This is a genomic window from Roseibium sp. MMSF_3544 (genome assembly GCF_030732845.1).
Taxonomy (GTDB): Bacteria; Pseudomonadota; Alphaproteobacteria; order Rhizobiales; family Stappiaceae; genus Roseibium.
This window is the reverse complement of record NZ_JASHKA010000014.1, coordinates 94,563-119,150: the sequence shown is the minus strand read 5'-3', so window position 1 is coordinate 119,150 and position 24,588 is coordinate 94,563. Positions and strand designations below refer to the sequence as shown.

General features: G+C 59.2%; 19 protein-coding genes and 2 pseudogenes. 18 read left to right on the top strand and 3 right to left on the bottom strand.

From position 1 onward, the window contains the following. Window positions 1-37: 37 nt before the first annotated feature. From RBB47_RS19910 to RBB47_RS19875, 8 genes are all read left to right on the top strand, one after another. Window positions 38-2,479: an FAD-dependent oxidoreductase gene (locus tag RBB47_RS19910; protein ID WP_305987628.1), complete on the top strand. Its 2,442-nt coding sequence runs from the start codon at window positions 38-40 to the stop codon at window positions 2,477-2,479. A 262-nt stretch (window positions 2,480-2,741) separates the two neighbouring features. Beyond that, a complete protein-coding gene (gene xsc, locus RBB47_RS19905) occupies window positions 2,742-4,520 on the top strand; it encodes a sulfoacetaldehyde acetyltransferase (protein ID WP_305987627.1) in 1,779 nt (592 codons plus the stop codon). A 19-nt stretch (window positions 4,521-4,539) separates the two neighbouring features. Further along, window positions 4,540-5,688: an acetate/propionate family kinase gene (locus RBB47_RS19900; RefSeq protein WP_305987626.1), complete on the top strand. Its 1,149-nt coding sequence runs from the start codon at window positions 4,540-4,542 to the stop codon at window positions 5,686-5,688. Further along, window positions 5,685-8,501 (top strand): molybdopterin oxidoreductase family protein, encoded by a 2,817-nt coding sequence (locus tag RBB47_RS19895; RefSeq protein ID WP_305987672.1) that lies wholly within the window; start codon window positions 5,685-5,687, stop codon window positions 8,499-8,501. The genes RBB47_RS19900 and RBB47_RS19895 overlap by 4 nt, the downstream gene beginning before the upstream one ends. After that, the gene (locus RBB47_RS19890; RefSeq protein ID WP_305987625.1) at window positions 8,498-9,247 is read left to right on the top strand and encodes a 4Fe-4S dicluster domain-containing protein; all 750 of its coding nucleotides are present in this window, start codon (window positions 8,498-8,500) and stop codon (window positions 9,245-9,247) included. The genes RBB47_RS19895 and RBB47_RS19890 overlap by 4 nt, the downstream gene beginning before the upstream one ends. Continuing rightward, window positions 9,247-10,158 (top strand): DmsC/YnfH family molybdoenzyme membrane anchor subunit, encoded by a 912-nt coding sequence (locus RBB47_RS19885; RefSeq protein WP_305987624.1) that lies wholly within the window; start codon window positions 9,247-9,249, stop codon window positions 10,156-10,158. The genes RBB47_RS19890 and RBB47_RS19885 overlap by 1 nt, the downstream gene beginning before the upstream one ends. Window positions 10,159-10,177: 19 nt before the next feature. Further along, window positions 10,178-11,209 (top strand): GlxA family transcriptional regulator, encoded by a 1,032-nt coding sequence (locus RBB47_RS19880; protein WP_305987623.1) that lies wholly within the window; start codon window positions 10,178-10,180, stop codon window positions 11,207-11,209. 172 nt (window positions 11,210-11,381) lie between these two features. Next, window positions 11,382-12,674: an Hsp70 family protein gene (locus RBB47_RS19875; protein ID WP_305987622.1), complete on the top strand. Its 1,293-nt coding sequence runs from the start codon at window positions 11,382-11,384 to the stop codon at window positions 12,672-12,674. Here the strand turns inward: RBB47_RS19875 and RBB47_RS19870 are convergent. Then, window positions 12,671-13,039 (bottom strand): hypothetical protein, encoded by a 369-nt coding sequence (locus RBB47_RS19870; protein WP_305987621.1) that lies wholly within the window; start codon window positions 13,037-13,039, stop codon window positions 12,671-12,673. The two genes, RBB47_RS19875 and RBB47_RS19870, sit on opposite strands and share 4 nt — an antisense overlap. Before the next feature lie 253 nt (window positions 13,040-13,292). Here RBB47_RS19870 and RBB47_RS19865 point away from each other — a divergent pair. Then, window positions 13,293-13,907 (top strand): annotated as a pseudogene (locus RBB47_RS19865) (DUF3365 domain-containing protein); the annotation flags it as partial. Between the two features lie 144 nt (window positions 13,908-14,051). Next, window positions 14,052-14,855: pseudogene (locus tag RBB47_RS19860) on the top strand (PP2C family protein-serine/threonine phosphatase); the annotation flags it as partial. 52 nt (window positions 14,856-14,907) lie between these two features. Here RBB47_RS19860 and RBB47_RS19855 read toward each other — a convergent pair. Continuing rightward, window positions 14,908-16,308, bottom strand: coding sequence for a PepSY domain-containing protein (locus RBB47_RS19855; RefSeq protein WP_305987620.1), 1,401 nt, complete (start codon window positions 16,306-16,308; stop codon window positions 14,908-14,910). Window positions 16,309-16,392: 84 nt separating this feature from the next. After that, window positions 16,393-16,791 carry a DUF2946 family protein gene (locus RBB47_RS19850; RefSeq protein WP_305987619.1) on the bottom strand — a complete coding sequence of 133 codons (399 nt, stop codon included), beginning with the start codon at window positions 16,789-16,791 and terminating at the stop codon, window positions 16,393-16,395. A 378-nt stretch (window positions 16,792-17,169) separates the two neighbouring features. On the opposite strand from RBB47_RS19850, the gene RBB47_RS19845 reads away from it, so the two are divergent. From RBB47_RS19845 to RBB47_RS19810, 8 genes are all read left to right on the top strand, one after another. Then, window positions 17,170-17,412 carry a DUF6732 family protein gene (locus RBB47_RS19845; RefSeq protein WP_305987618.1) on the top strand — a complete coding sequence of 81 codons (243 nt, stop codon included), beginning with the start codon at window positions 17,170-17,172 and terminating at the stop codon, window positions 17,410-17,412. 26 nt (window positions 17,413-17,438) lie between these two features. Then, entirely contained in the window at window positions 17,439-18,095 is a 657-nt protein-coding gene (locus RBB47_RS19840) for a precorrin-8X methylmutase (RefSeq protein ID WP_305987617.1), read from the top strand. A gap of 1 nt (window position 18,096) precedes the next feature. Continuing rightward, window positions 18,097-18,342 (top strand): hypothetical protein, encoded by a 246-nt coding sequence (locus RBB47_RS19835; RefSeq protein WP_305987616.1) that lies wholly within the window; start codon window positions 18,097-18,099, stop codon window positions 18,340-18,342. After that, entirely contained in the window at window positions 18,339-19,538 is a 1,200-nt protein-coding gene (gene cbiE, locus RBB47_RS19830; protein WP_305987615.1) for a precorrin-6y C5,15-methyltransferase (decarboxylating) subunit CbiE, read from the top strand. The genes RBB47_RS19835 and cbiE overlap by 4 nt, the downstream gene beginning before the upstream one ends. After that, window positions 19,535-20,260 (top strand): precorrin-2 C(20)-methyltransferase, encoded by a 726-nt coding sequence (gene cobI, locus RBB47_RS19825; RefSeq protein WP_305987614.1) that lies wholly within the window; start codon window positions 19,535-19,537, stop codon window positions 20,258-20,260. Before cbiE ends, cobI begins: the two co-directional genes overlap by 4 nt. Then, a complete protein-coding gene (cobJ, locus tag RBB47_RS19820) occupies window positions 20,230-22,125 on the top strand; it encodes a precorrin-3B C(17)-methyltransferase (protein WP_305987613.1) in 1,896 nt (631 codons plus the stop codon). Before cobI ends, cobJ begins: the two co-directional genes overlap by 31 nt. After that, a complete protein-coding gene (gene cobM, locus RBB47_RS19815) occupies window positions 22,122-22,904 on the top strand; it encodes a precorrin-4 C(11)-methyltransferase (protein ID WP_305987612.1) in 783 nt (260 codons plus the stop codon). Before cobJ ends, cobM begins: the two co-directional genes overlap by 4 nt. Window positions 22,905-23,152: 248 nt before the next feature. After that, window positions 23,153-24,511 carry an MFS transporter gene (locus RBB47_RS19810; protein WP_305987611.1) on the top strand — a complete coding sequence of 453 codons (1,359 nt, stop codon included), beginning with the start codon at window positions 23,153-23,155 and terminating at the stop codon, window positions 24,509-24,511. Window positions 24,512-24,588: the final 77 nt, after the last annotated feature.

Here is a 24,588-nt window from a genome sequence, read left to right as displayed (position 1 = left end):
ACCCTATCCACCTGATCAAGAACAGAAAGAGCTTAAAGTGACACCTCCATCAAAAGCCCGCGTCGTCATCATCGGCGGAGGCGTTGTCGGATGTTCCGTCGCCTATCACCTGACAAAAAAGGGTTGGACCGATGTTGTCCTCCTGGAACGCAAGCAACTGACCTCGGGCACCACCTGGCATGCCGCCGGCCTGATCGCACAGTTGCGCGCGACAGAGAACATGACGCGTCTCGCCAAATACAGTCAGGAGCTCTACGGCAAACTGGAAGCGGAAACGGAAGTGGCAACCGGGTTTCGCCGTTGCGGTTCGATCACCGTCGCACTGACGGAAGAACGCAAGGAGGAGATCTTCCGTCAGGCCTCCATGGCGCGGGCCTTCGGTGTCGAAGTGGAGGAAATCACACCCGATGAGGTCAAGGCGCGCTACGAACACCTCAACACGGAAGGTGTGGTTGCCGGTGTCTACCTGCCGCTTGACGGTCAGGGCGACCCTGCAAACGTCGCACTTGCACTGGCGAAAGGCGCCCGTATGGGCGGTGCCAAGGTGCTGGAACGCACGAAGGTCACCGGGCTGCAGAAATCCGGGCGGCGCGTTACCGGGGTCGAGTGGCAGTCCGCGGAAGGCTCGGGTGTCATCGAATGCGATCACATCGTGAACTGCGGCGGCATGTGGGGACACGAGGTTGGCCGTATGGCGGGGATCAACGTGCCGCTTCATGCCTGCGAGCATTTCTACATCGTCACCGACAGCGTTCCCGGCCTCACGCACATGCCGGTTCTGCGCGTCCCGGACGAATGCGCCTACTACAAGGAGGATGCCGGCAAGATGCTGCTCGGCGCCTTCGAGCCGAACGCCAAACCCTGGGGCATGAACGGCATTCCGGACGATTTCGAATTCGATCAGCTGCCGGAGGACTTCGACCACTTCGAACCGATCCTGGAAGCTGCCGTCAACCGGCTGCCGCTTCTGGCGGAGGTCGGCATCCACACGTTCTTCAACGGACCGGAAAGCTTTACGCCGGACGACGCGTATCACCTCGGGCTGGCGCCAGAGATGGACAATGTCTGGGTGGCGGCCGGCTTCAACTCGATCGGCATCCAGTCGGCGGGCGGGGCCGGCATGGCGCTGTCCGAATGGATGGACACAGGCGAAAAGCCTTTCGACCTCGGCGATGTCGACATCTCACGAATGCAACCCTTCCAGGGCAACCGGCACTATCTGTTCGAACGTTCCAAGGAAACGCTCGGCCTTCTTTATGCCGACCACTTTCCCTATCGCCAGAAGGCGACCGCAAGAGGCGTGCGCCGGACGCCGTTTCACGAACACCTGAAGGCCAACGGAGCGGTTTTCGGCGAGCTTGCCGGGTGGGAGCGCGCCAACTGGTTTGCCGATGAAGGCCAGGAACGCGAATACCAGTACACCTGGAAGCGGCAGAACTGGTTCGAAAACGCCGCGCGCGAGCATATGGCGGTGCGCGAGAATGTCGGCATCTACGACATGTCGTCCTTCGGCAAGATCCGCGTGGAAGGCCCGGATGCCGAAGCTTTCCTGAACTACGTCGCCGGTGGCGACTATTCCGTTCCGGTAGGAAAGATCGTCTACACGCAGCTACTGAACAACCGCGGCGGCATCGAAGCCGATGTCACCGTGACCCGCCTGTCGGAAACCGCCTATCTTGTTGTCACACCGGCCGCAACACGCCTTGCGGACGAGACCTGGCTCAGGCGCCATACCGGCGACTACCGGGTCGTGATCACCGATGTGACTTCGGGCGAAGCGGTTCTGGCCGTCATGGGCCCAAACTCACGCGCGCTTTTGCAGAAAGTCTCGCCGAACGATTTCACCAACGCCGTCAATCCCTTCGGTACCGCACAGGAGATTGAGATCGGCATGGCGCTCGCACGGGCGCACCGAGTGACCTATGTCGGTGAACTTGGCTGGGAAATTTACGTGTCGTCGGACATGGCGGCCCATGTCTTCGAAACGCTCCATGACGCCGGCGAAGAGATCGGCGCCAAACTGTGCGGCATGCACATGATGGATTCCTGCCGCATCGAAAAGGGCTTCCGGCACTTCGGACATGACATCACCTGCGAGGACCACGTGCTTGAGGCAGGCCTCGGCTTTGCCGTCAAACGGGACAAACCTGATTTCATTGGCCGCGATGCCGTTCTGCGCAAACGCGAAGCCGGGCTCGACAAGAGACTGGTTCAGTTCCGCCTCACTGAACCGGAGCCTCTGCTCTACCATGCCGAACCGATCCTTCGCGACGGAGACGTCGTCGGCTTCCTGAGCAGCGGCAACTATGGCCACACACTTGGCGGCGCCGTTGGCCTCGGCTACGTCCCCTGCCCGGGCGAAAAGCCGGACCAAGTCTTGTCCTCGTCTTATGAAATCGAAGTCGCCGGTGTGCGCGTGAAAGCGGAGGCCTCGCTGAAGCCTCTCTACGACCCGAAATCGGAACGCGTTAAGGTATGATTTTGCGGAACCGCTTTTTCTGGGACTGAATCTCGAATCCGGGGCCAAAAAGGCATAAATGAATATTTTTGAGACCAGTTGTCTCAATTTTTAAACTGCGCTAACAATGGGCAGATGATAGCAAAAAGCTGGATTGAGCTCAATCTGGCTTTATGCAGCTTTGCAAACTGGCCCTAAGAAGGCGGTGGCAAGTCGAGTTAAATCTCTCCCCAACGCAGGATCTGCGAGTAGAGATTTCCTTGAATTTACGGGAGTATTCGACATGAAAATGACGACCGAGGAAGCTTTTGTCAAAGTGCTTCAAGCGCACGGAATTGAACACGCGTTCGGCATTATCGGCTCCGCCTTCATGCCGATTTCTGATCTGTTCCCAAAAGCAGGCATTACCTTCTGGGACTGCGCTCATGAAGGTTCAGGCGGCATGATGGCGGACGGGTACACCCGTTCGACCGGCAAAGTCAGCATGATGATCGCGCAAAACGGGCCCGGCATCACGAACTTCGTGACCGCCGTAAAGACCGCCTACTGGAACCACACGCCGCTTCTTCTGGTGACGCCGCAAGCTGCCAACAAGACCCTTGGTCAGGGCGGTTTCCAGGAAGTCGAACAGATGGCGCTGTTCAAGGACATGGTTGCCTACCAGGAAGAAGTTCGCGATCCGACGCGCGTCGCCGAAGTGCTGAACCGTGTGATCCTGCAGGCCAAGCGCGCCAGTGCGCCGGCCCAGATCAACATGCCGCGCGATTTCTGGACCCAGGTCATCGACATCAACCTGCCCGCGATCGTTGATTTCGAACGTCCGGCCGGTGGAGAGACAGCAATCCAGGACGCGGCTGACCTTCTAAGCACTGCCAAATTCCCGGTGATCCTCAACGGTGCCGGTGTTGTCATCGGCGGCGCAATTCCGGCCTCCATGGACCTTGCCGAAAAACTGGATGCTCCGGTCTGCTGCGGTTATCAGCACAACGACGCTTTCCCGGGCTCTCATAGGTTGTTTGCCGGACCGCTCGGATACAACGGTTCGAAAGCCGGCATGGAACTGATTGCACAGGCTGATGTCGTACTTGCACTGGGCACGCGCCTCAACCCGTTCTCGACACTGCCGGGCTACGGCATCGATTACTGGCCGAAGGACGCCAAGATCATTCAGGTCGACATCAACCCGGACAGGATCGGTCTCACGAAACCCGTCTCGGTCGGCATTGTCGGCGATGCAAAGAAAGTCGCCGAGGCGCTTTTGGAAAAACTGTCCCCAAGCGCCGGCAACGACGGCCGGGACGAACGTGTGCACACCATTGCGCAAACCAAGTCCCGCTGGGCACAGCAGCTTTCCTCCATGGACCACGAGGACGACGATCCGGGAACGACCTGGAACGAACGCGCCCGCGCCGCAAAGCCGGAATGGCTCAGCCCGCGCAAGGCATGGCGCGCCATCCAGGCGGCGCTTCCGAAAGAAGCAATCATCAGCTCCGATATCGGCAACAACTGCGCCATCGGCAACGCCTATCCGAGCTTCGAGGAAGGCCGCAAGTATCTGGCACCGGGCCTGTTCGGACCGTGTGGTTACGGACTACCCGCAATTGTCGGCGCCAAGATCGGATGCCCGGACACGCCTGTGGTTGGTTTCGCAGGTGATGGTGCCTTCGGGATTGCAGTGACCGAACTCACCGCAATCGGCCGCAGCGAATGGCCGGCCATAACGATGGTGGTTTTCCGGAACTACCAGTGGGGCGCAGAGAAGCGCAATTCGACCCTGTGGTACGACGACAATTTCGTCGGAACCGAACTCGATGAACAGGTGAGCTACGCGGCAATTGCCAAGGCCTGCGGGTTGCAGGGTGTTCAGGCGCGGACAATGGACGAGCTGACCCAGATGCTCGATCAGGCCGTCGAAGACCAAATGAAGCATGGCAAGACAACCCTGATCGAGGCGTTGATCAACCAGGAGCTTGGCGAACCGTTCCGTCGCGACGCGATGAAGAAACCTGTTGCGGTTGCCGGCATCTCGGAATCGGACATGCGCCCGCAAGCGGTCGGTTGAGCGGCCGGTTCAAGACACGATGGGTGACATACTTGTTCTGAATTCAGGATCCTCTTCGATAAAGTTCGCACTGTTTGGTGCGGACTTGTCGAAAAAGACATTTGGAAGCGCCGTCGAGATCGGCGGCGCTTCAAGTCTGAACCTGAATGACCGCAGACGGGACATGTCGCTTCCAAATCATGTCGCGGCACTTGACGCAATTTTCCGTGCCCTGGGGGAGACAGGTGTCTCCCTCTCAAGTCTCATGGCCGCCGCGCACCGCGTTGTGCATGGCGGCCTCAGTCTTCGCGCTCCGTGCCTGGTCACACCTGATGTCCTGACGGAGATCGAGCGCTGCGCGCCGCTTGCGCCCCTGCACAATCCGCACAATCTCGCCGCGATCAACGCGGTCTTGGAACTTGCGCCCGATCTGCCGCAATGCGTCAGTTTCGATACGGCATTCCACGCGACAAATTCCGACCTCGCGCGGCGCTATGCGATCCCCGACAGTGAACTGGAACGCGGCCTGCAACGTTACGGCTTTCACGGTATCTCCTATGAAAGCCTGGTGCGGAAACAGCCTGAACTCTCCGGTGATGCCTTGCCGGAGCGTTTGCTTGCACTGCACCTTGGCAACGGCGCAAGCCTGTGTGCTATCCGGGGCGGCAAGTCCGTTGCGACAACGATGGGTTATTCGCCGCTTGAGGGTCTGACCATGGGAACCCGCTCGGGATCCATTGATGCCAACGTGGTGTTGAAAATGGTGGCCGATCATGGCCTTGACCGCACTTCGGATCTCCTTAACAAGGAAAGCGGTCTCCTGGGGCTGGGTGGACAATCCGACATGCGGAAGCTGCACGCACTTGGAACCGACAGATCGCGATTTGCGATCGACCATTTCTGCTATTGGGCAGTGCGCCACGCAGGATCGATGATTGCCGCCATGGGCGGTCTCGACGCCGTCGCCTTTACCGGCGGGATCGGTGAAAATGACGCTGTTGTCCGGAAAAAGATCCTTGACGGTCTGGCCTGGCTCGGTGTCCATCTCGACCTCGACGCAAATGCGTCGGGAGCCAGCAAGCTGCACGCTTCGTCCTCGCAGGTTACGGCATGGATCGTGCCCGCCGAGGAAGAGTGGATGATTGCAAGTAGCGCGCAAGCGATTATGGAGGGCCATCGATGGCAATGAACGAGCCAGTGCTCGAGACGTCACCGAAAGTATCGGACGAGGTTCGCAAGACGACCTGCTACATGTGCGCCTGCCGCTGTGGCATCAATGTCCATCTCAAGGACGGCAAGGTCGCCTACATCGAAGGCAACAGGGACCACCCGGTCAACAAGGGTGTCCTGTGCGCCAAAGGGTCTTCCGGCATCATGCAGATGAACGCGCCGTCGCGACTGCGGGCACCGCTAAAGCGAACCGGGCCTCGCGGATCCGGCGAGTTCGAGGAGATCAGCTGGGACGAGGCTCTGGAACTTGCCACGAGTTGGCTGGAACCGATCCGCAAAAGCGCCCCTGAAAAGCTCGCTTTCTTTACCGGCCGCGATCAATCGCAGAGCTTCACCAGTTTCTGGGCACAGAATTTCGGTACGCCGAACTATGCGGCTCATGGCGGGTTTTGTTCGGTCAACATGGCGACCGCCGGCATTTACACCATGGGTGGTGCCTTCTGGGAATTCGGCCAACCGGACTGGGAACGCACCAAGCTCTTCATGATCTTCGGCGTTGCCGAGGATCATGACTCCAATCCCATCAAGATGGGTCTTGGCAAACTGAAGGCGCGCCGCGGCAAGGTGATCGGCGTCAATCCGATCCGGTCCGGCTACAACGCCATCGCCGACGAATGGGTTGGGATTACGCCTGGTACGGACGGCCTTTTCATTTGCGCGCTGATCCACGTTCTTCTGAAGGCCGGCAAGATCGACCTGGACTACCTTGCCCAGTTCACCAATGCGCCTTGTCTGCTCAACGCCGCAACGGGCACGGCGGAGGAAGGGCTTTTGTTGCGCGACGGCGACGACAAGCCACTCGTGGTCGACCGCGCAACCGGCACACTCCAGCCATTCGACAAAGAGGGTGTCAAACCCGACCTTGCCGCGCAGATCGACATTGATGGTGTGTCTCATAAGACCGTCTTCCAGCATCTGGCCGACCGCTACCTTTCGGACGACTACAGCCCTGAAGCAGTTGCCGAGCGCTGCGGTGTCAGTGCCGGACGCATCAAGGCGATCGCTGCGGAGCTTGCCAGGGTTGCTTTCGAAGAAGCGTTCGAACTTGACCAGCCGTGGACGGATTTCCGTGGAAACCGACACGAAAAGATGCTTGGCCGCCCGGTCAGTTTCCATGCCATGCGCGGGATCTCGGCGCATTCGAACGGTTTTCAGACCTGCCGGTCGCTGCACATCTTGCAGATTCTCCTCGGCACGGTTGAAGTGCCTGGCGGGTTCCGCTTCAAGCCGCCCTACCCGAAACCGGTTGAAGCGCATCCGACCCCGCATTGCCATTCCAAACCGGACTGTCCGCTGGACGGGCCGCATCTTGGCTTTGTGCGTGGACCGGCGGATCTGGCTCTGAAGGAAGACGGTTCGCCGGCACGTATCGACAAGGCGTTCACCTGGGAGAACCCGCTGTCGGCCCACGGGCTGATGCACATGGTCATTTCGAACGCCCATGCGGGTGATCCCTACAAGATCGATGCGCTGTTTCTTTACATGGCCAACATGTCCTGGAACTCGTCGATGAACACCCGCGGCGTCATGGAGATGCTGACGGACAAGGATGAAAACGGTGACTATGTCATCCCGCGCATCATCTATTCCGATGCCTATTCTTCCGAGATGGTCGCCTATGCGGACCTGATCCTGCCCGACACGACCTATCTGGAACGCTACGACTGCATTTCCCTGCTGGACCGTCCCATTTGTGAAGCGGACGCGGCGGCAGATGCGATCCGCTGGCCTGTGGTTGAACCGGACCGCGATGTCCGGGGCTTTCAGTCGGTTCTGGTGGATCTGGGCGCCCGTCTGAAACTTCCCGGCTTTACCGACGAGAACGGCGATCCGCTTTACAAGGATTACGCCGACTACATGGTCAACCACCAGCGGCGTCCGGGCATCGGACCTCTTGCCGGTTTCCGGGGCAATGGAACGGATACGGGTCGCGGCGAAGTCAACCCGAACCAGCTGCAGCGCTATATCGAGAACGGCAGTTTCTTTGTCGAACACGTGCCGCCTGAGGCTGCTTTCTACAAGCCCTGGAACGCGGGCTATCAGGATTGGGCGGTCGGACTGGGCTTTTACGACAAGCCGCAGCCTTATCTCTTCCAGCTTTATGTGGAGCCTCTGCGCCGGCTGCAGCTCGCCGCGGAAGGGCACGGCGACCGGCAGCCACCGGATCATCTGCGCCAGCAGATCATCGATCGCCTCGATCCCTTCCCGATCTGGTACGCACCGCTTGAGGATGCTGCGGTTGACACGGATGCCTACCCCGTCCACGCCCTCACGCAACGTCCGATGGCCATGTACCATTCATGGGGCAGCCAGAATGCGTGGCTGCGGCAGATTCACGGGCAAAACCCGCTCTATGTCCCGACGAAGATCTGGCAGGAGAACGGATTCAAGGACGGCGACTGGGCGAAGGTCACCTCGGTTCATGGCGAAATCACCGTGCCGGTTGCCCACATGGCCGGGCTCAACGAGAACACTGTCTGGACGTGGAACGCCATCGGCAAACGCAAGGGCGCCTGGGCACTGGATGAACATGCACCCGAGGCAACCCGCGGGTTCCTGCTCAACCACCTGATCCACGAATTGTTGCCGCCCAAGGGCGACGGCCTCAGGTGGTCCAACTCCGACCCGGTGACCGGCCAGGCCGCGTGGTTCGATCTCAGGGTCCGCATCGAGAAGGCACCTCCGCCAGACGAGAGCCAGCCGGAGTTCGATGCTTTGAAATCACCCGTCGGCAAAGGGCCGGCCATTGTGCGCCAGAAGGTGACGTCATGACCCAGTTGCCCGAAACGACGGACAAGAAACTCGGCCTCGTCATCGATCTTGACACGTGTGTCGGTTGTCATGCCTGCGTCACCGCCTGCAAGGGCTGGAACACGGAGAATTACGGCGTTCCGCTCAGTGATGAGGATGCCTATGGCGCCGACCCCGTGGGGACCTTCCTCAACCGGATCCACAGCTATGAGGTGGAACCCAAGGGCGGAGGCTGCAGCCAGACGGTGCACTTCCCCAAATCCTGTCTTCATTGCGACGACGCGCCCTGTGTCACGGTGTGTCCGACGGGGGCGAGCTACAAGCGCTCCGAGGACGGCATTGTTCTGGTCAACGAGGACGCCTGTATCGGCTGCGGCCTGTGTGCCTGGGCCTGCCCTTATGGCGCACGCGAACTGGACGCGGCAGCCGGCGTGATGAAGAAATGCACGCTCTGCGTCGACAGGATCTACAATGACAACCTGCCGGAAGAGGACCGCGTGCCGGCCTGTGTGCGCACGTGTCCTGCAGGTGCCCGTCACTTCGGCGACTTCGCCGACCCGAACAGCAACGTTTCAAAGCTTGTTGCCGAGCGCGGCGGTATCGACCTGATGCCGGAACAAGGCACCAAGCCGGTTAACAAATACCTGCCGCCCAGGCCGAAGGACCAGATGCAGGACATGGATGTCCTTTCACCGCTGCTTGAGCCCGTTTGCGAGGAGCCCAAGGGTTTCCTTGCCTGGCTCGACAAGAAACTGGAGGCGCTCTGATGCATCCGGCCCCCTCAGTCATCATTTTCACGGTCCTGTCCGGGCTTGGGTTCGGCCTTTTGACCTTTCTCGGGTTCGGATTACCTGCGGTCACCGGCTGGGCAGCATTCTTCTATTTCGCGATCGGCTTCGGCCTTGCCGTCGGCGGTCTGGTGGCATCCACCTTCCACCTCGGCAATCCCCAGCGCGCCCTGAAAGCCTTTACCCAATGGCAGACGAGTTGGCTTTCCCGCGAAGCCTGCCTTTCCACAGCGGCACTGATTGTGCTCGGGATCTATGCTTTTGCAGCAGTCTTTTTCGGCGTCACGATTGCAGTGCTCGGCTGGCTCGGTGGTCTTCTGTCACTTGCGACCGTGATCGCGACGGCGATGATCTATGCGCAACTTAAAACCGTGCCGCGCTGGAATCACTGGCTGACCCCGCTTCACCTTCTGACGCTGTCGCTTGCAGGCGGCGCTATTCTTGCCCAGCAGACTGCTGCCGCTCTCGTACTCCTGCTTGTTGCCGGTGCCGTTCAGGTATTGCAGTGGGTTCTGGGGGACCGCCGCTTTGCGGAGCGCGGTCATACAATCGAAACGGCAACAGGTCTTGGCGATCGCGGCAAGGCAAGGCTGTTCGAACCACCTCACACAGGCTCAAACTACCTGTTGAAGGAAATGGTTCACGTAGTCGGGCGCAAGCACGCACAAAAGCTGCGCATTATCGCTTTCGGGGCCATGATCGTGGTGCCGCTCGTGCTCGTGGCACTGTTGCCGACGAACCCTTTTACCGCAGCAATCGCGACGCTGTTTTATCTCGTCGGCGCCTTCGCCTCCCGTTGGCTGTTTTTTGCCGAAGCAGAGCACGTGGTCAGTCTTTACTATGGCCGAACCGCCACCGAAGCTCCCTATCAACCTAGCCACTCTCGCTGAATCCTCTTAAGGTACGGGAATGAAGAGCGAGACAAAGCGCCGGAAAATAGGATTTTTGCTGATCGAGGGCTATGGCCTGATGTCGATCGCCTCGGCGGTCGAACCCCTTCGGTCTGCGAACCTGCTTAGCGGGAAAGACCATTTCAGTTTCAGCTTTTTCTCGCAGAATGCCGGAAAGGTGCGCGCCTCGTGCGGCGCCCATTTCGAAACCGAGCCGCTCGGGATTCTGAGCAATCAGGTCGACATTCTGTTCGTTGTTGCTGGCGGCACATTGCCGGACACCGACGACACCGCGCTTTACGCCCAGCTTCGCAGGCTTGCGGCACATGGGGTTGCTCTTGGCGGAATTTCGGCCGGGGGCGCGCTGCTTGCCAAGGCTGGTCTCATGGAGGACCGGCGGTTCACGGTGCACTGGGAGTATTTCGAAGAGCTGAACGCACTCTCCGACGGCTACTTCCTTGAAAGACGCATCTTTGTAATCGACCGCAACCGCTACACTTGTGCCGGCGGCGTCGCCTCCTTGGACATGATGCTTGCGCTGGTAAAGTCGGAACTCGGGGCAGAACTTGCAACGACGGTCAGCGACTGGCTCGTTCATACGGGAATGCGCGGTGCGGACGAGCCGCTGCGCTCTCGATATCTTGGCAGCAACAGCAGCCTGAACAGCTGTGTCGCAGCGGCTGTAGAACTCATGGAAAGCCATGTCACCGACCTGTTGACGCTCGATCAGATCGCGATGCTGGCCGGTGTCAGTTCACGCAAGCTGCAGCGCAACTTCAAGTCCGATCTCGGGATCAGCGTGATGCGCTGCTACATGGACATCCGGCTCCACAAGGCAGACGAGCTGCTGCGCAAGACCCGGATGGCCGTCGCACAGGTCGCGTTCTCAACCGGGTTCGTCGACCAGGCCCATTTTGCGAGCGTCTACCGGGAGAAGTTCGGGTTTTCCCCGACAGAGCGGCGCAAGAAAACCCGCGTTACGCCTCCGGTGGTCCGCACGCCTGTTGCCAAGGACGTCTCGGACGACAACCAGATACTCGAGCACCACTGATATTGGCGGCTCGCGGTGATCCGTCGCGAAAATATCCCCTTCCAGCTTGCATTTCCGATCAATAGCCCGTATTCAGCGCGGCCATTCCTGATTCCAGACTGAAATTCGCCTGCCCGAACTGCCCCTTTCGGATCGCGGGTCGATTGCACGTCGCATCATGAGGACAGCTGAAATGACTGACACGATCGGACTTGATTTCGGAACCTCAAACACGGTCGCGGTGGCGGCGACCGGTGCTGCTGCGACTGAGCCGGTCCGGTTCAAGGACAGGGATGATGCCTTTACATCGCTTCCCACGGTCCTGAGCTTTCTTGATCGCGGCGCTGCCAGAGCGCTTCACCCGGAAGTCGGTCCCTGGGCGATCCGGCAATTTCTGGAAAGCTTTGGTGATGTGCGTTTCATCCAGTCACTGAAAACCTTTGCCGCCAGCCGCGTTTTCAAGGGAACGGGCGTCTACGGTGTCCGGTTCGAGTTTGAAGACCTGATGGCAACGTTTCTGCGCTGCGCGTTCGAGCGTGCCGGAACCACTTTCGATCCGTCGACAACCCGCCTTGTCGTTGGACGTCCGGTGGAGTTTGCCGGCCATAATCCGGACGAAAATCTGGCCATGGAGCGGTATCGCAAGGCGTTTCGCAAGGTTGGCTTTGAGGACATCCTGTTCGTGATGGAGCCGGTCGGCGCGGCCTTTTCCTATGCCCAGTCGCTCGAACGGGACACCACGATACTGGTCGCCGATCTTGGCGGCGGCACGACAGACTATTCCATCATGCGCTTCGAGACTGCGGCCGGACACTTGAAGGCGACGCCGCTCGGGCGTGGCGGCATCGGCGTTGCCGGTGACACGTTCGACTACCGCATCATCGACAATGTCGTCCTGCCCAAACTCGGCAAAGGATCGAGTTACAAAAGCATGGGCAAGGTCCTTGAGATCCCACCCAATCTCTTTTCCAACTTCGCCCGCTGGCACATGTTGTCGATCTTCAAGACCTCGGACGATTTCAAGGAAATGAAAAAGCTGCTGCGCTGGTGCCTGGAGCCGGAGAAGATCGAGCTGTTTGTCGAACTCGTCGAGGAAGACCAAGGCTATCCACTCTACAAGTCGGTATCGGAGACAAAGGCGCTTCTGTCTTCCGAAGACGAAGCGGAGTTTTCCTTTGCACCACTCGGGTCGGATTTCCGCGCCTCCGTTCCACGGTCCGATTTCGAAGCCTGGATTGCCGGAGATCTTGCCAAGATGGACAAGGCGCTCGATGCCACCCTTCAAAAGGCAGCGATTGCCGAGACCGATATCGACCGGGTGTTCATGACAGGCGGCACGTCTTTCGTCCCTGCCGTCCGCCGTCAGTTTGCCAACCGGTTCGGAACCGAGAAGATTTCCGGTGGCAACGAGTTGACGTCTGTCGCCAACGGTCTTGCCCTAATCGGTGCACGAGAAGATGCCGGTGGTTGGGTGATCGCGGCTTAGCCGAAACCTGTATCTATAAAATCTCGCTCATTCGTTTCTAGCTTAAAGCCAACCGCCACAATTAGATGCCTCGCGAATTGGTCTTGTATCACATACGCCTTTGAAGATGGTTCAAGCTGCGACGCAAGCTGATTTCCAATCAGCTCAAGTTCCTCAAACGAGGCCCAATCCATTGTAATTTCATTCAAGTACCTTGGGAGAGAAACAAATTCGACGCCGGCAAAAATCAGATCAACGTTTGATTTGAATGCACTGGATTTAGGGCTTCTGACAAGCAAAGATCCGTGGCTTACGTTAAAGTGCCAAAACTGAAACTCGCGGCCAGAAATTGTCTTGTTTTCGCTTTTAAACTCATGCGCAGACATGGTGTTATTCCAACTCGTTCAATTTTGGTCGACTTTTGTCTCAAGATACTGCGCCAGATAGGTTGCGTATCATTACCTTCGTGTCGCCACCTTCTCCCAATAACCGATCATTCATAACAGCGTTGAAATTTTCCCGCAGGGATGTAGCAAGTGCTGCAATCGGATACCATAATGCAGACAACGTAAAGGTATTCCGATATTGCGCCCCACAACCTATAGGTTTGCCCGACAGTAAGTCGAATCAGGAACAAGAATGCAGCAGATTGAACACCGCCGTGTCGACAGATTCTGGCTCAAGCTGATCGAACGCCCCTTTGTCTTTCTTCTGCTGATATTGCTCGGCCTTGCGCTGCTGCCAGTCGCCGTCTGGCTGGATCTCAGAGCGATTTCGGATACGTCTTTGAAGTCCCAGGCCCTCGATCTGGACGACGCCATCAGTGAGATCAGAAACTACTACTCCCAGAATGTCGTGGGACGGGTTCTGTCGAGCGACGGAGACATTATTCCGACCCACGATTATGACGAAACGCCAGGCGGCATTCCCATTCCGGCGACGCTCTCCATCGAGCTCGGCCAGGTTGTCGGTGGTGAAGGCCGGAACCTGCAATACAGGTTCGTGTCCGACCTGCCGTTCGAAGAACGGGAATCGCATGATCTGAACGATTTCGAAAAACAGGCGCTTGAAGACTTCCGGAAAACCCGTGATCCCGCCGACCTTGCAATCGGCTACGAGGGCTCGATCTTCGACCGAAGCATTCAGATCGCCTCGCCTGTGTTCCTGGGCGAAGCGTGCGTCTCCTGTCACAACTCGCATCCCGAAAGCCCCAAGACGGACTGGAATGTCGGTGACATCCGGGGCATCCAGGCGATCACGATCAGCCAGCCCATCGCGACCAACCTTTGGTCTTTCAAGTTTCTACTGATGTACTTTGCCGGCGCCGGCGCCATCGGCGCAGCCGTCACGGGTCTTCAATGGCACCAGGCAACCCGGTTCCACAAGATGAATGTAAACCTGGAGCAGGCCAATACGGAAATCGCGCATCTCAATGAACAGCTGACGTCGGAAAACCTGAGGCTCGGTGCGGAGATCGAGGTCGCCCGCCAGATCCAGATGATGGTTCTGCCGACCAAGGACGAACTGGGCGGCATTCACGAGCTTGAAATCGCTGCCTTCATGGAACCTGCGGACGAAGTCGGCGGTGACTATTATGACGTCCTGCAACTGGATGGCCGAATCAAGATCGGGATCGGCGACGTGACGGGGCACGGTCTTGAGAGCGGCGTGCTGATGTTGATGGTGCAGTCGATCGCCGTGGCACTGCAGGAACGCGGCCCGACGGACCCTCGGCAGTTTCTGGTGTCCTTGAACAGCGCCATTTGCCGGAACATCAAGCGCACCAAGACGGACAAGCACCTGACCCTGTCCTTCCTCGATTTCGACCATGACAAGGTGACGCTCTCCGGCCAGCATGAGGAGCTGATCGTGCTGCGCGAAGATGGAAAATGCGAAATCATCGACACCGTTGATCTCGGCTTTCCAATCGGCCTGGACGAAGACATCGCGCCCTTCATCGAAACAAAGGACGTTCCCTTCGGACCCGGCGACCTGATCATTCTCTATACCGACGGCGTGACGGAAGCAGAAAGCCCGGACGGTGCACTTTATGGCATGGACCGGCTTGTCGAGAGTGCCCGCCGCAACGCCGCGCCACAGGCATCCCAGGTCCTCAAGGGCATCATCGCCGACGTGAAAAACCACATCGGCAGCCAGACCGTACATGACGACATCACCTTGCTGGTAATCCGCCATACCTGAGAAACAGATGCCTCCGGACACCGTTCCATGCGGCGTCCGGAGGCGTTTTTCATCAGCCCAGCGCCCGGCGCAGCATTGGTACGCGCTTGACGATCAGATAGTCCAGCGCAAGCACGGTCAAGAGCGTGATCCCGACCAGCGGGAAAGCCAGCGACAGGAACAGCATCAGGATCATGGCCCCGCGCCAATGTGGCAGATCCTCCGGTGTTTTCGGTGCGAAGATGCGCAAGGCAGCACCCCTCGGACGGCGCAGCCACCACATCACAAGCCCACTCATGCAGAGGAAAATCACGGACAGGCAGAAAACCGTGTTCAAGACGATATTCCAGAGGCCCATATCTCCCTCATGAAAGGCGATGCCGACCGCCATACCCTTCGCAGCCAGGGAGTAGTCGTCAAAACCGACGTCAGCCAGGATCTTGCCGGTGTACTGGTCGAGATGCACCGTGCGATCCACCATCGGGTTTTCAGAATCGTTGCTCATTGAATCCTGGTTGAGTGTCCAGACGCCAGTTTCCCCGTTCGGATAACTGACGCGAAAGCGGCCCTCGTAGCCAAGCGTCCGCCCAAAGGCAGCAACGCTGTCAAGGTTGATCGCAGTCCCCTCCGTGATCGCGTCCCGACCCGCATCCGAGCCGGAAGCCGGCATCGGTGTCTGTTCAAGCCCCCACGGCACATCCTTCATCGCACCATGATTCATGGAGGCGTGCGTTTCGTCAGAAAGCGGGACATCGGACCATTTTTCCGCCGGGAACGTGCTCCAGGCCTGGACGAACTTTTCGCCCCAGATACCGGCCCAGGCCAAGCCGCTGACCAGAAACACAAGCAATATCAAAGACACATATGCACCGACTACCTTGTGCAGGTTTTTCCAGAGATCGCGACCCCGCGCTTTGATGTCCGGCACAAAAGACGATCCGCTGCCGGTGCGCGGCCACCAGAGGTACAGGCCGGTGACGATCAGCACGATGCTCAGACCGGCCGCCACTTCGATGAGACGATCCCCGACCGTCCCGATCAGCAAGGTGCCGTGTATGTCATTGAAAAGATCGTACCAGCCGTCGCGCCGGACCCAGCTTTCAATGACGGTTCCCGTATAGGGATCGACGGCGATCATGTGATTGGTGCCCGCATCATTGACTCGAAAGACATTTGCGCCGTTGGCGGTCTTTGCGCCGATCCACTCAACCAACGCTGCTTCGCCGCCAAACCTGGAAAGTGCGGCATCTGACTGTTGTGACAGGCTGATCGGATTACCATTGACTGCGACGGTGATTTTCTCGCCGTCACGCCCGTCAATGGCGGCAATATACATCATCCCGAGCCCGGTCACGGCCAGCATGATCAGGAACGGGACGACATAAATCCCGGCGTAAAAGTGCCAGCGCCAAGCGGCAAGGTAGAAACGGCTTGGGGTGGACGCAGTCTCAGCGCCCGAAGAGAGTATGCTCATGGGATCTCCACACCGGAGTGGCACCGCCTTCTGTGGCCGGCACGTTTTCCGGATCAAACTGAATTCAGATTGGATGAGGGAAAATCAGAGCAAAACCGGCGGCGCGCGGGCGCCCGGCAAATTGGAATAGGCCTTCAGGCGAAGGCCGGGTATCTGCCGGGCGAACAGCGGCGCGCTGTCTGAACCCGCATCCGGCAGATCCGCTGCCTGATGCAGCAGAGCAAATGTCGCCACACTGGCAAAAATACAATGACCGAAATGTGCGTCGTCTTCGCCGGTGCCAGCCGGAACTTCGTTGCCATCGGCATCAAGAGTAACGGTGCGCAGACCATCCGTCGTACAGAGCGTGACCGTAAAGGTCCCGTCTTCCGCAACCGAAGGCATATAGCCCTGCGGCAGAAGCGCGGCGAACAGGAACGGCAACAGAAGCAGTGACACCACTGCCTGTTTGACTTCCGTCTTTGCTGTCCGAAAACGCCGCACGCCCAACCCCTCTGTGCTCCAAGGTCTCTAGTGTACTTTTCGCCGAAACACAATTTTTGATTTATCTGCCTGATCGCACACGTGCAAATACATCATCGGATATGCATATCCGATATGTTGGTAAATGGGCCAATGCATGTCGTTTTCCGGCTTGATCCAAGAAATCCGCTCCCCTAGATTGCCGCGATCTGACGGCGTCCTGTTCATGGGACTGAAAGCGATTCCGGATGCGGTTGACCCAATCAGGGGACCAAGGCCGGAGCTGTCCAAGGCACGTGATGAGGCTGGTGGTCCACTGGCCGCGAATGTGTTTGCTTTCGTCTCCCCTTTCGCCGCCGACCATCACGCCTTTCGGGCACCTGCCATTGGGAGCGAAACATGACCTACCGAGTTTTCCTCGCCGGATTTGCCGGCGCAATCCTGCCTTCAACGGCATTCGCCCATGGTGGTCATCTCGGCGAACTGGCCGGTCACTCTCATTGGATCGGCGTTGCTGCCGTTGCAGGCGCTGCTCTTGTTGCCGGTCTCGTTGCCCTCAAGGACCGCAAGAAAAAGCAGGACGACGAGGTCATTGACGCGGACGGGGAAGCTGAAGAAACCACCGGTGAAGCGGCGCAATAAACAACGAGCAGGAATAGGAACGGCCTTTGTCGGAACCACCACTGCCAGCCTACAAGTATGAAAAAGACCCGGCGGCAATCTATCGGCAATCCTTCTCGATCGTGCGCAAGGAAGCTGACCTTTCAGGTGTGCCGGAAGGTTTGCGACCGGTTGCCGTGCGCTTGATCCATGCCTGCGGGATGACTGACCTGCCCTGGGACCTGGCCTGGTCCGACGACGTGGTTGCCGCTGCCGGCAGTGCCTTCAGGCGCGGCGCGCCTGTTTTTTGCGATGTTGAGATGGTGTCGCACGGTATCATCCGGTCCAGGCTGCCTGAACAAACGCGTGTCGTCTGCACACTCAACGATGAACGGGTTCCAGGCCTCGCCCAACAACTGGGCACGACCCGTTCCGCAGCTGCCGTCGACCTTTGGCAGGACCGGCTGGAAGGCGCTATTGTCGCCGTCGGCAACGCACCAACGACGTTGTTTCATCTTCTCGAGACAGTCGCCAAGGGCGGGCCTAAACCGGCCGTTGTGCTTGGTTTTCCGGTTGGCTTCGTTGGCGCGGCAGAGTCAAAGGAAGCTCTGATCGACAACCCGTTCGGAATTCCCTATCTGGCGGTCAAGGGGCGACGCGGGGGGTCAGCCATGGCCGCAGCGGCTGTCAATGCCCTTGCCGCCGGTTTGCCGGAGGAAAGCTGACATGACCGTGACCGGAAAGAAAAAAGGTCTGATATCCCTCGGCGCGGGCAAACCGATGCGCTCGCGCGGCTTCCTGTCACAACCGGGTGGACGGGCTGCGCCGGGTGCGGCGCAGGACAAGGCAGCGCGTGATCCCGAAAACCAGAAGTCTCGCGGCGCGCGTCAGGTTTCGATTTCCGCTGACGGAAAGCCACAGACGCTGTCTCCCAGGCCCTCGATCAAGCCTTACCGCCTGGAGGACACATGACGTCGCCATGGCTTACGCTCGTCGGTATTGGTGAAGACGGGGCTCTCGCGCCCGGAGGGCGCGAAGCGCTGGAACGCGCCGAGATCGTCTATGGCGGTGAGCGCCATCTGACGCTCGCCGGCACGCTTTCCGCCGAAACGAGATGCTGGCCATCTCCCTTTAGTTCGGTCTACACGGAACTGGCCGAGCTGAAGGGTCGAAGAGTTTCCATCCTTTGCACGGGTGATCCGATGTGGTTCGGCATGGGGGCTACGCTTACAAAACGCTTTGACGCCGGTGAGCTTGCCGCTTTGCCCGCCTTGTCCGCCTTCCAGCTTGCGGCCTCGCGCATGGGCTGGCCGGTGCAGGACTGCGAATGCCTTTCGGTGCACGGACGGCCGGTCGATCTGTTGCGCAGCGCGCTCTACCCGGGTGCCCGGATGCTTGTTCTGACCAGCGGAGCTGCGGCACCGGTTGAGATTGCAGATCTTCTCGTCAATGAAGGATACGGGCGCACCCGGATGACCGTTCTGGAACATCTTGGCGGCGACCAGGAACGGCATGTCAGTGGAACCGCCGAAGACTGGTCGGCGGACGCCGCGGCTCTCCACACCCTTGCACTTGAGGTGACCGCCGATCGCGGTACCCGTTTCCACGCACGCGTGCCCGGCCTTGCCGATGATGCCTTTCGCCACGACGGCAAGATGACCAAACAGGAAGTTCGCGCGGCAACACTGGCCGAACTGAAGCCGCATCCGGGAGCAATGCTCTGGGATATCGGCGCCGGATGCGGTTCTGTTGCCATCGAATGGCTGCGCTCGGCAAACAGGACACGCGCAATCGGTCTGGAACCGCACGCGGAGCGACGGCAGATGGCCCTGGAAAATGCAGTTGCCCTCGGTGTACCGCATCTGGAGGTGATCGATTCCAGTGCACCTGCCGGCCTTGAAGGCTTGCCTCCACCGGACGCGGTCTTTATTGGCGGAGGCCTGACGGCTCCGGGCGTCATCGAGGCCGTTCTGAACGCGCTGCGGCCGGGGGGAAGACTCGTTGCCAATGCGGTCACGCTTGAAAGCGAAGCAGTCCTTTTGGCGGCTTATGGAAAACTTGGAGGCAACTTGAAGAAAATCTCCGTGCACCGCGCGAGTGCAGTCGGTGGTCTTACCGGCTGGCGCCCGCTCATGCCGGTGACGCAATGGAGCCTCACCCGATCATGAGCGGAACACTTTACGGTATCGGCCTTGGCCCCGGCGATCCGGAGCTGATGACGCTGAAGGCGCACCGCCTGATATCGTCGGCAAAGGTCGTCGCCTACCCGGCGCCGGATACAGGCGAAAGCTTCGCCCGTTCGATTGCCGCCGCGACGATCCCTGCAGGTGCGCGCGAAATCCCGATCATCGTCCCGATGCGGGTTGACCGGTTTCCCGCGCAGGAGATCTACGACAAGGCAGCGGGTGAGATTTCAGAAGTTCTCGCCGCCGGGCAGGATGTCATCACCCTCTGTGAGGGCGACCCCTTCTTTTACGGCTCCTTCATGTATCTTTTCGAGCGTCTGTCCGACCGGTTTTCCGTGGAAATCGTGCCGGGCGTGACTTCCCTGACTGCTTGTGCGGCCCAGTTGCAGCGCCCGCTCACGTCCAGAAATGACGTCTTGACCGTCATTCCAGGTCCGCTGCCGGATGCCGAGATCGAACAGAAAATCGAAAAAGCACAGGCTGTTGCCATCATGAAAGTCGGCCGGCATCTGTCCCGCCTCAGGGCGCTTCTGGACCGGATGGGTCTTCTGGAAAAGGCGGGGTATGTGGAGCGTGCCAGTCTGGCTGAGCAGAAGGTTCACCGCCTCGTTGACCTTAACAGCGAAAAGGCCCCCTATTTCTCCATGATTCTCATTTACAAGGGAGATGAAGCGTGGACGCTTCCCCCATCCTTTTCGTCCTGAACCAGGCCGGTCTTGACGCTGCTGAAGAAGTCGCGAGACGATTTTCGACCGCGCGGATCCACGGGCTTGCCGGACGGGTTCCGACGGCGGATACCCAGTTCAACGAAACGATCGAACACTTGCAGCTGCTGTTCAAGGCGGGCCATCCGATCATCGGCTTTTGCGCCAGCGGCATTCTGATCCGAGCCCTTGCGCCGATCCTGTCGGACAAGCGCACCGAACCGCCGGTGATCGCCGTTTCGGAAGACGGGTCGAGCATTGTGCCCCTTCTTGGCGGGCACCGCGGGGCCAACGAGCTTGCCAGGATCCTCGCCAAGTCGCTCGGCGGTCACGCCGCGATCACCACAGCCGGTGACACCAAGCTCGGTATTGCCCTCGATGTCCCGCCAAAGGGATGGCGGCTTGCCAATCCGGAAGACGCCAAACCGGTCATGGCCGAACTTCTGTCGGGTGCAGAGGTCCGCATCGAAGGTCCGGCAGACTGGCTGAGCGAAGCGGATCTCAAGCTAGGCGAAGATGCCGCGATTTCGCTGGTCTCCACTGAAAAGCCCGTTGAAGGCGGCCCGACCAAACTGGTTTACCACCCGCAGAAATATGCCGTTGGGGTCGGCTGTGCCCGTCATTGTGAACCGAAGGAACTTATTGCGCTGGTCGAAACCCAGCTCGCCGAGGCCCGGATCGCCAAGGGAGCGGTCGCCTGTGTGGCGACGATCGAGCTGAAGGCGGATGAAGCGGCGATCAACGCGCTTGCCGATCACCTGGGTGTTCCGCTACGCCTTTATTCGGCTGTCGAACTTCAGCGCGAAACGCCCAGGCTCAAGAACCCGTCTAACGTGGTCTTCAAGGAAGTCGGCTGCCACGGTGTTTCAGAAGGAGCCTCGCTGGCAGCTTCCGGAGCCTTCGGGTCGCTGGTCGTTGAAAAACAGAAAACCGAGAACGCCACCTGCGCGGTCGCAAGAGCGCCGCAAGCCATCGACCCTGAAGCCGTCGGCCGCGGCCGCGGGCACCTTTCGGTGATCGGGATTGGACCCGGCAAAGACGAATGGCGCACGCCCGAGGCAACACGGCTTCTGGCCGAAGCAACAGACGTTGTCGGTTATTCGCTTTATCTCGACATTGTCGAAGCTCACATTACCGGCAAGAAGCACCACAATTTTCCGCTCGGGGCGGAAGAGGACCGGGTCCGCTTCGCACTGGAAGAAGCCGGCAAGGGCAAGAATGTCGCTCTGATTTCCTCCGGTGACGCGGGTATCTACGCCATGGGATCACTGGTCTATGAGCTGCTCCACCGCAATGAGGAGTTCGGCGGCGTCAGCGATGCGGCCAAGCGGGTCAGTATCACCAATGCGCCAGGCATTTCGGCGTTGCAGGCCTGTTCGGCACGGATCGGGGCTCCGCTCGGGCATGACTTTTGCGCGATCTCCCTGTCCGATCTGCTGACACCCTGGGAGGCGATCGAAGCACGGCTCAAGGCAGCTGCCGAAGGCGACTTCGTGATTGCGTTTTACAATCCCGTCTCCAAGCGCCGCCGCACGCAACTGGCCGCTGCGAGGGAGATCCTTTTGCAGCACCGGCCCGCGACAACGCCGGTGGTCCTCGGCGTCAATCTGGGGCGACCGGAAGAAACGCTGAAGGTCACGACGCTCGACGCCTTGACGGTTGATGAAGTCGACATGCTCACCACCGTCCTGGTCGGCTCTTCGAACACACGGGCGATCATGAAAGGCGATGGCAGTATTTTCGTCTACACCCCGCGCGGCTATGCCAAGCGGATCGATGCGCCGAAACCAGAAAACATAGACACTCCGCCAGAGGCGGATCTGGAGACGGATGTGGCAACTGAAGAGGCAACCGAAGTCCAATGACCGTTCATTTCATCGGCGCGGGTCCGGGGGACCCTGACCTCATTACCGTCCGTGGATTGCGGCTGATCCAGTCATGTCCTGTCTGTCTTTATGCCGGTTCGCTGGTTCCCGAACAGATCGTGGCAGCCGCTCCGGACGGCGCCCGTGTGATCGACACGGCCCCGATGACGCTCGAGGAGATCATCGACGAGATCAGGGCAGCGCATGACAAGGGATTGAATGTTGCCCGTGTCCATTCCGGCGACCCGTCCATTTACGGTGCAACGGCAGAACAGATGCGCCGGCTGGATGCGCTCGGGATCGACTATGACGTCACTCCCGGCGTCCCCGCTTTTGCGGCGGCTGCAGCGGCGCTGAAGACGGAACTGACCATTCCTGAAGTTGCCCAAACGGTAATCGTGACCCGTACGGCGATGCAATCGTCCGCCATGCCCAATCACGAGGATCTCGATACACTCGGAAAAAGCGGAGCAACGCTTGCCATCCATTTGTCGATCCGGAACCTGCGTGAAATCGAACGGCAGCTCGTGCCGCACTATGGCCCGGACTGTCCCGTGATCGTCGCCTATCGCGTCGGCTGGCCCGACGAAACGTTCATCCACGGAACGCTATCGACCATTGCCGGCAAAGTGCGAAAGTCGAAGATTACCCGGACCGCCCTGATCTTTGTCGGCCACGCCTTGAAGCCTGGCGAGGACTTCCGCGACAGCGCGCTCTATGACGCCGACCACGTGCATGTATTGCGTCCGAAGAAGAAGAGCGCGGGTTCGAACGGCTGAAGCGCCGGCAACGCATGTTCCCTTCTCCCAATGGGAGAGGTGACAAGCCTCTCGGAAACAGTTGTTCGAGCTTAACGACCTCGGCCCGAGACAGTGTGTGGAAAGCTGTCTCGAAGGATAGGGCCGGAAGCGGACCCACACTCCGCTTGGTGAACTTGCTGCCCCTTCTTGTGTTTGTCGCATGTCTGAGCCTACCCTTTAGGGTACGGACGGCGATCGTTTGCCGGACACCTGCTGGAGGGGGCAGCATGAGCCTGATCACAGAAGACAATCGCAAGTGGTGGCTGCTGGTCGCGGTGAGTTGCGTTCTCGGGTTGGTGCTTCTGGATGAAACCGTCGTCGGGGTCGCCCTTCCGACAATTGAAGACGAACTCAAACTGAGCGTGAACCAGTCGCACTGGGTGGTGAATTCCTATCTGCTTGTCTTCGCCTGTTTCGTCGCGGTTGGAGGCAAGCTTGGCGATCAATTCGGCATGCTGCCGATGTTCCTGACGGGGCTCGTAATCTTTGGCGTTTGCTCCGTCATCGGGGGTTTCGCACCGAGCGGCGAAATCCTTGTTGCGGCGCGGTCTGTTCAGGGGGTCGGTGCGGCGATCATTTTTCCATTGTTCGTTGCCATGATAGCAATGACGTTCCCGCGTGAGCAGCGCGGCTTTGCTCTCGGAATAGGTGGTGCAATCGGCACGATCTTTCTCGCGATCGGCCCGCTGGTCGGCGGGCTTCTCACCGACTTTTTGTCCTGGCGCTGGATCTTCTGGGTCAATCCGCCGATCGTTGTGCTGATTGGCGTTGTCACTTTCCTGACATGGCGAGATTTGAAACGTCCCGCGGCGCCCCCTATCGACTGGACCGGTCTCGCGCTGATCGCCTCGGGGATGTTCTGCACCATTTTTGCGCTTATGCAGTCTGATGTCTGGGGATGGGGATCACCTGTGATCTACGGTCTGTTTGCAGCCGGACTGATCCTGCTTTCGGTCTTCGTCTGGTACGAGTTGCGCGTGGCAACGCCCCTGATCGAGGTCGATCTGTTCGTCAACCCGGCCTTCACCGCCTCCAACCTGACGATCTTCGTGGCGCAATATTCCAAGATGCCGATCTTCATTTTTGCCGCCATGTATGCCCAGGAGGTTCTTGATCTGTCACCCCTGGGTGCCGGCATGCTGATCATGCTTGCCGCTGTGACACAGCCCTTCGTCGCTCCTTATTGCGGCAAGCTGACTGACCGTCACGAGCCCGGCTTGCTGGCAACGGGCGGCATGGTCGGGCTGGGTGTCGCCATGGCCCTCATGGCAATCACCGCGCCAATGGACAATGTCTGGCTGTTTGCCATCGGCCTGGTGATTGCCGGACTTGTGACATCCTTCCTTTTCGTTCCAACCCAGACAGCCATCATGGCCGCCCTGCCGGAACACAAACACGGCCAGGGCGGCGGCATATCCATGACCTCACAGATGATCGGAGGAACGGTCGGCCTTGCTGTCTCCAGCACATTGTTCGCGTTCCACAAGGACTATGCACTTGTTTTTGCGTCGACCTCAGCGTTGCTCTTCTTCTTTGCGGTGGTCTGCTTCTTCCTGTTTCGCAAGGCGGTCGCACAATCAGACTAGGGTATGGACCCATTAAGTGAGTGTTTACCGGCATCTTGCGACGTTGCCATGTTCCCGCGGCAGTTAGCGCTATCGAG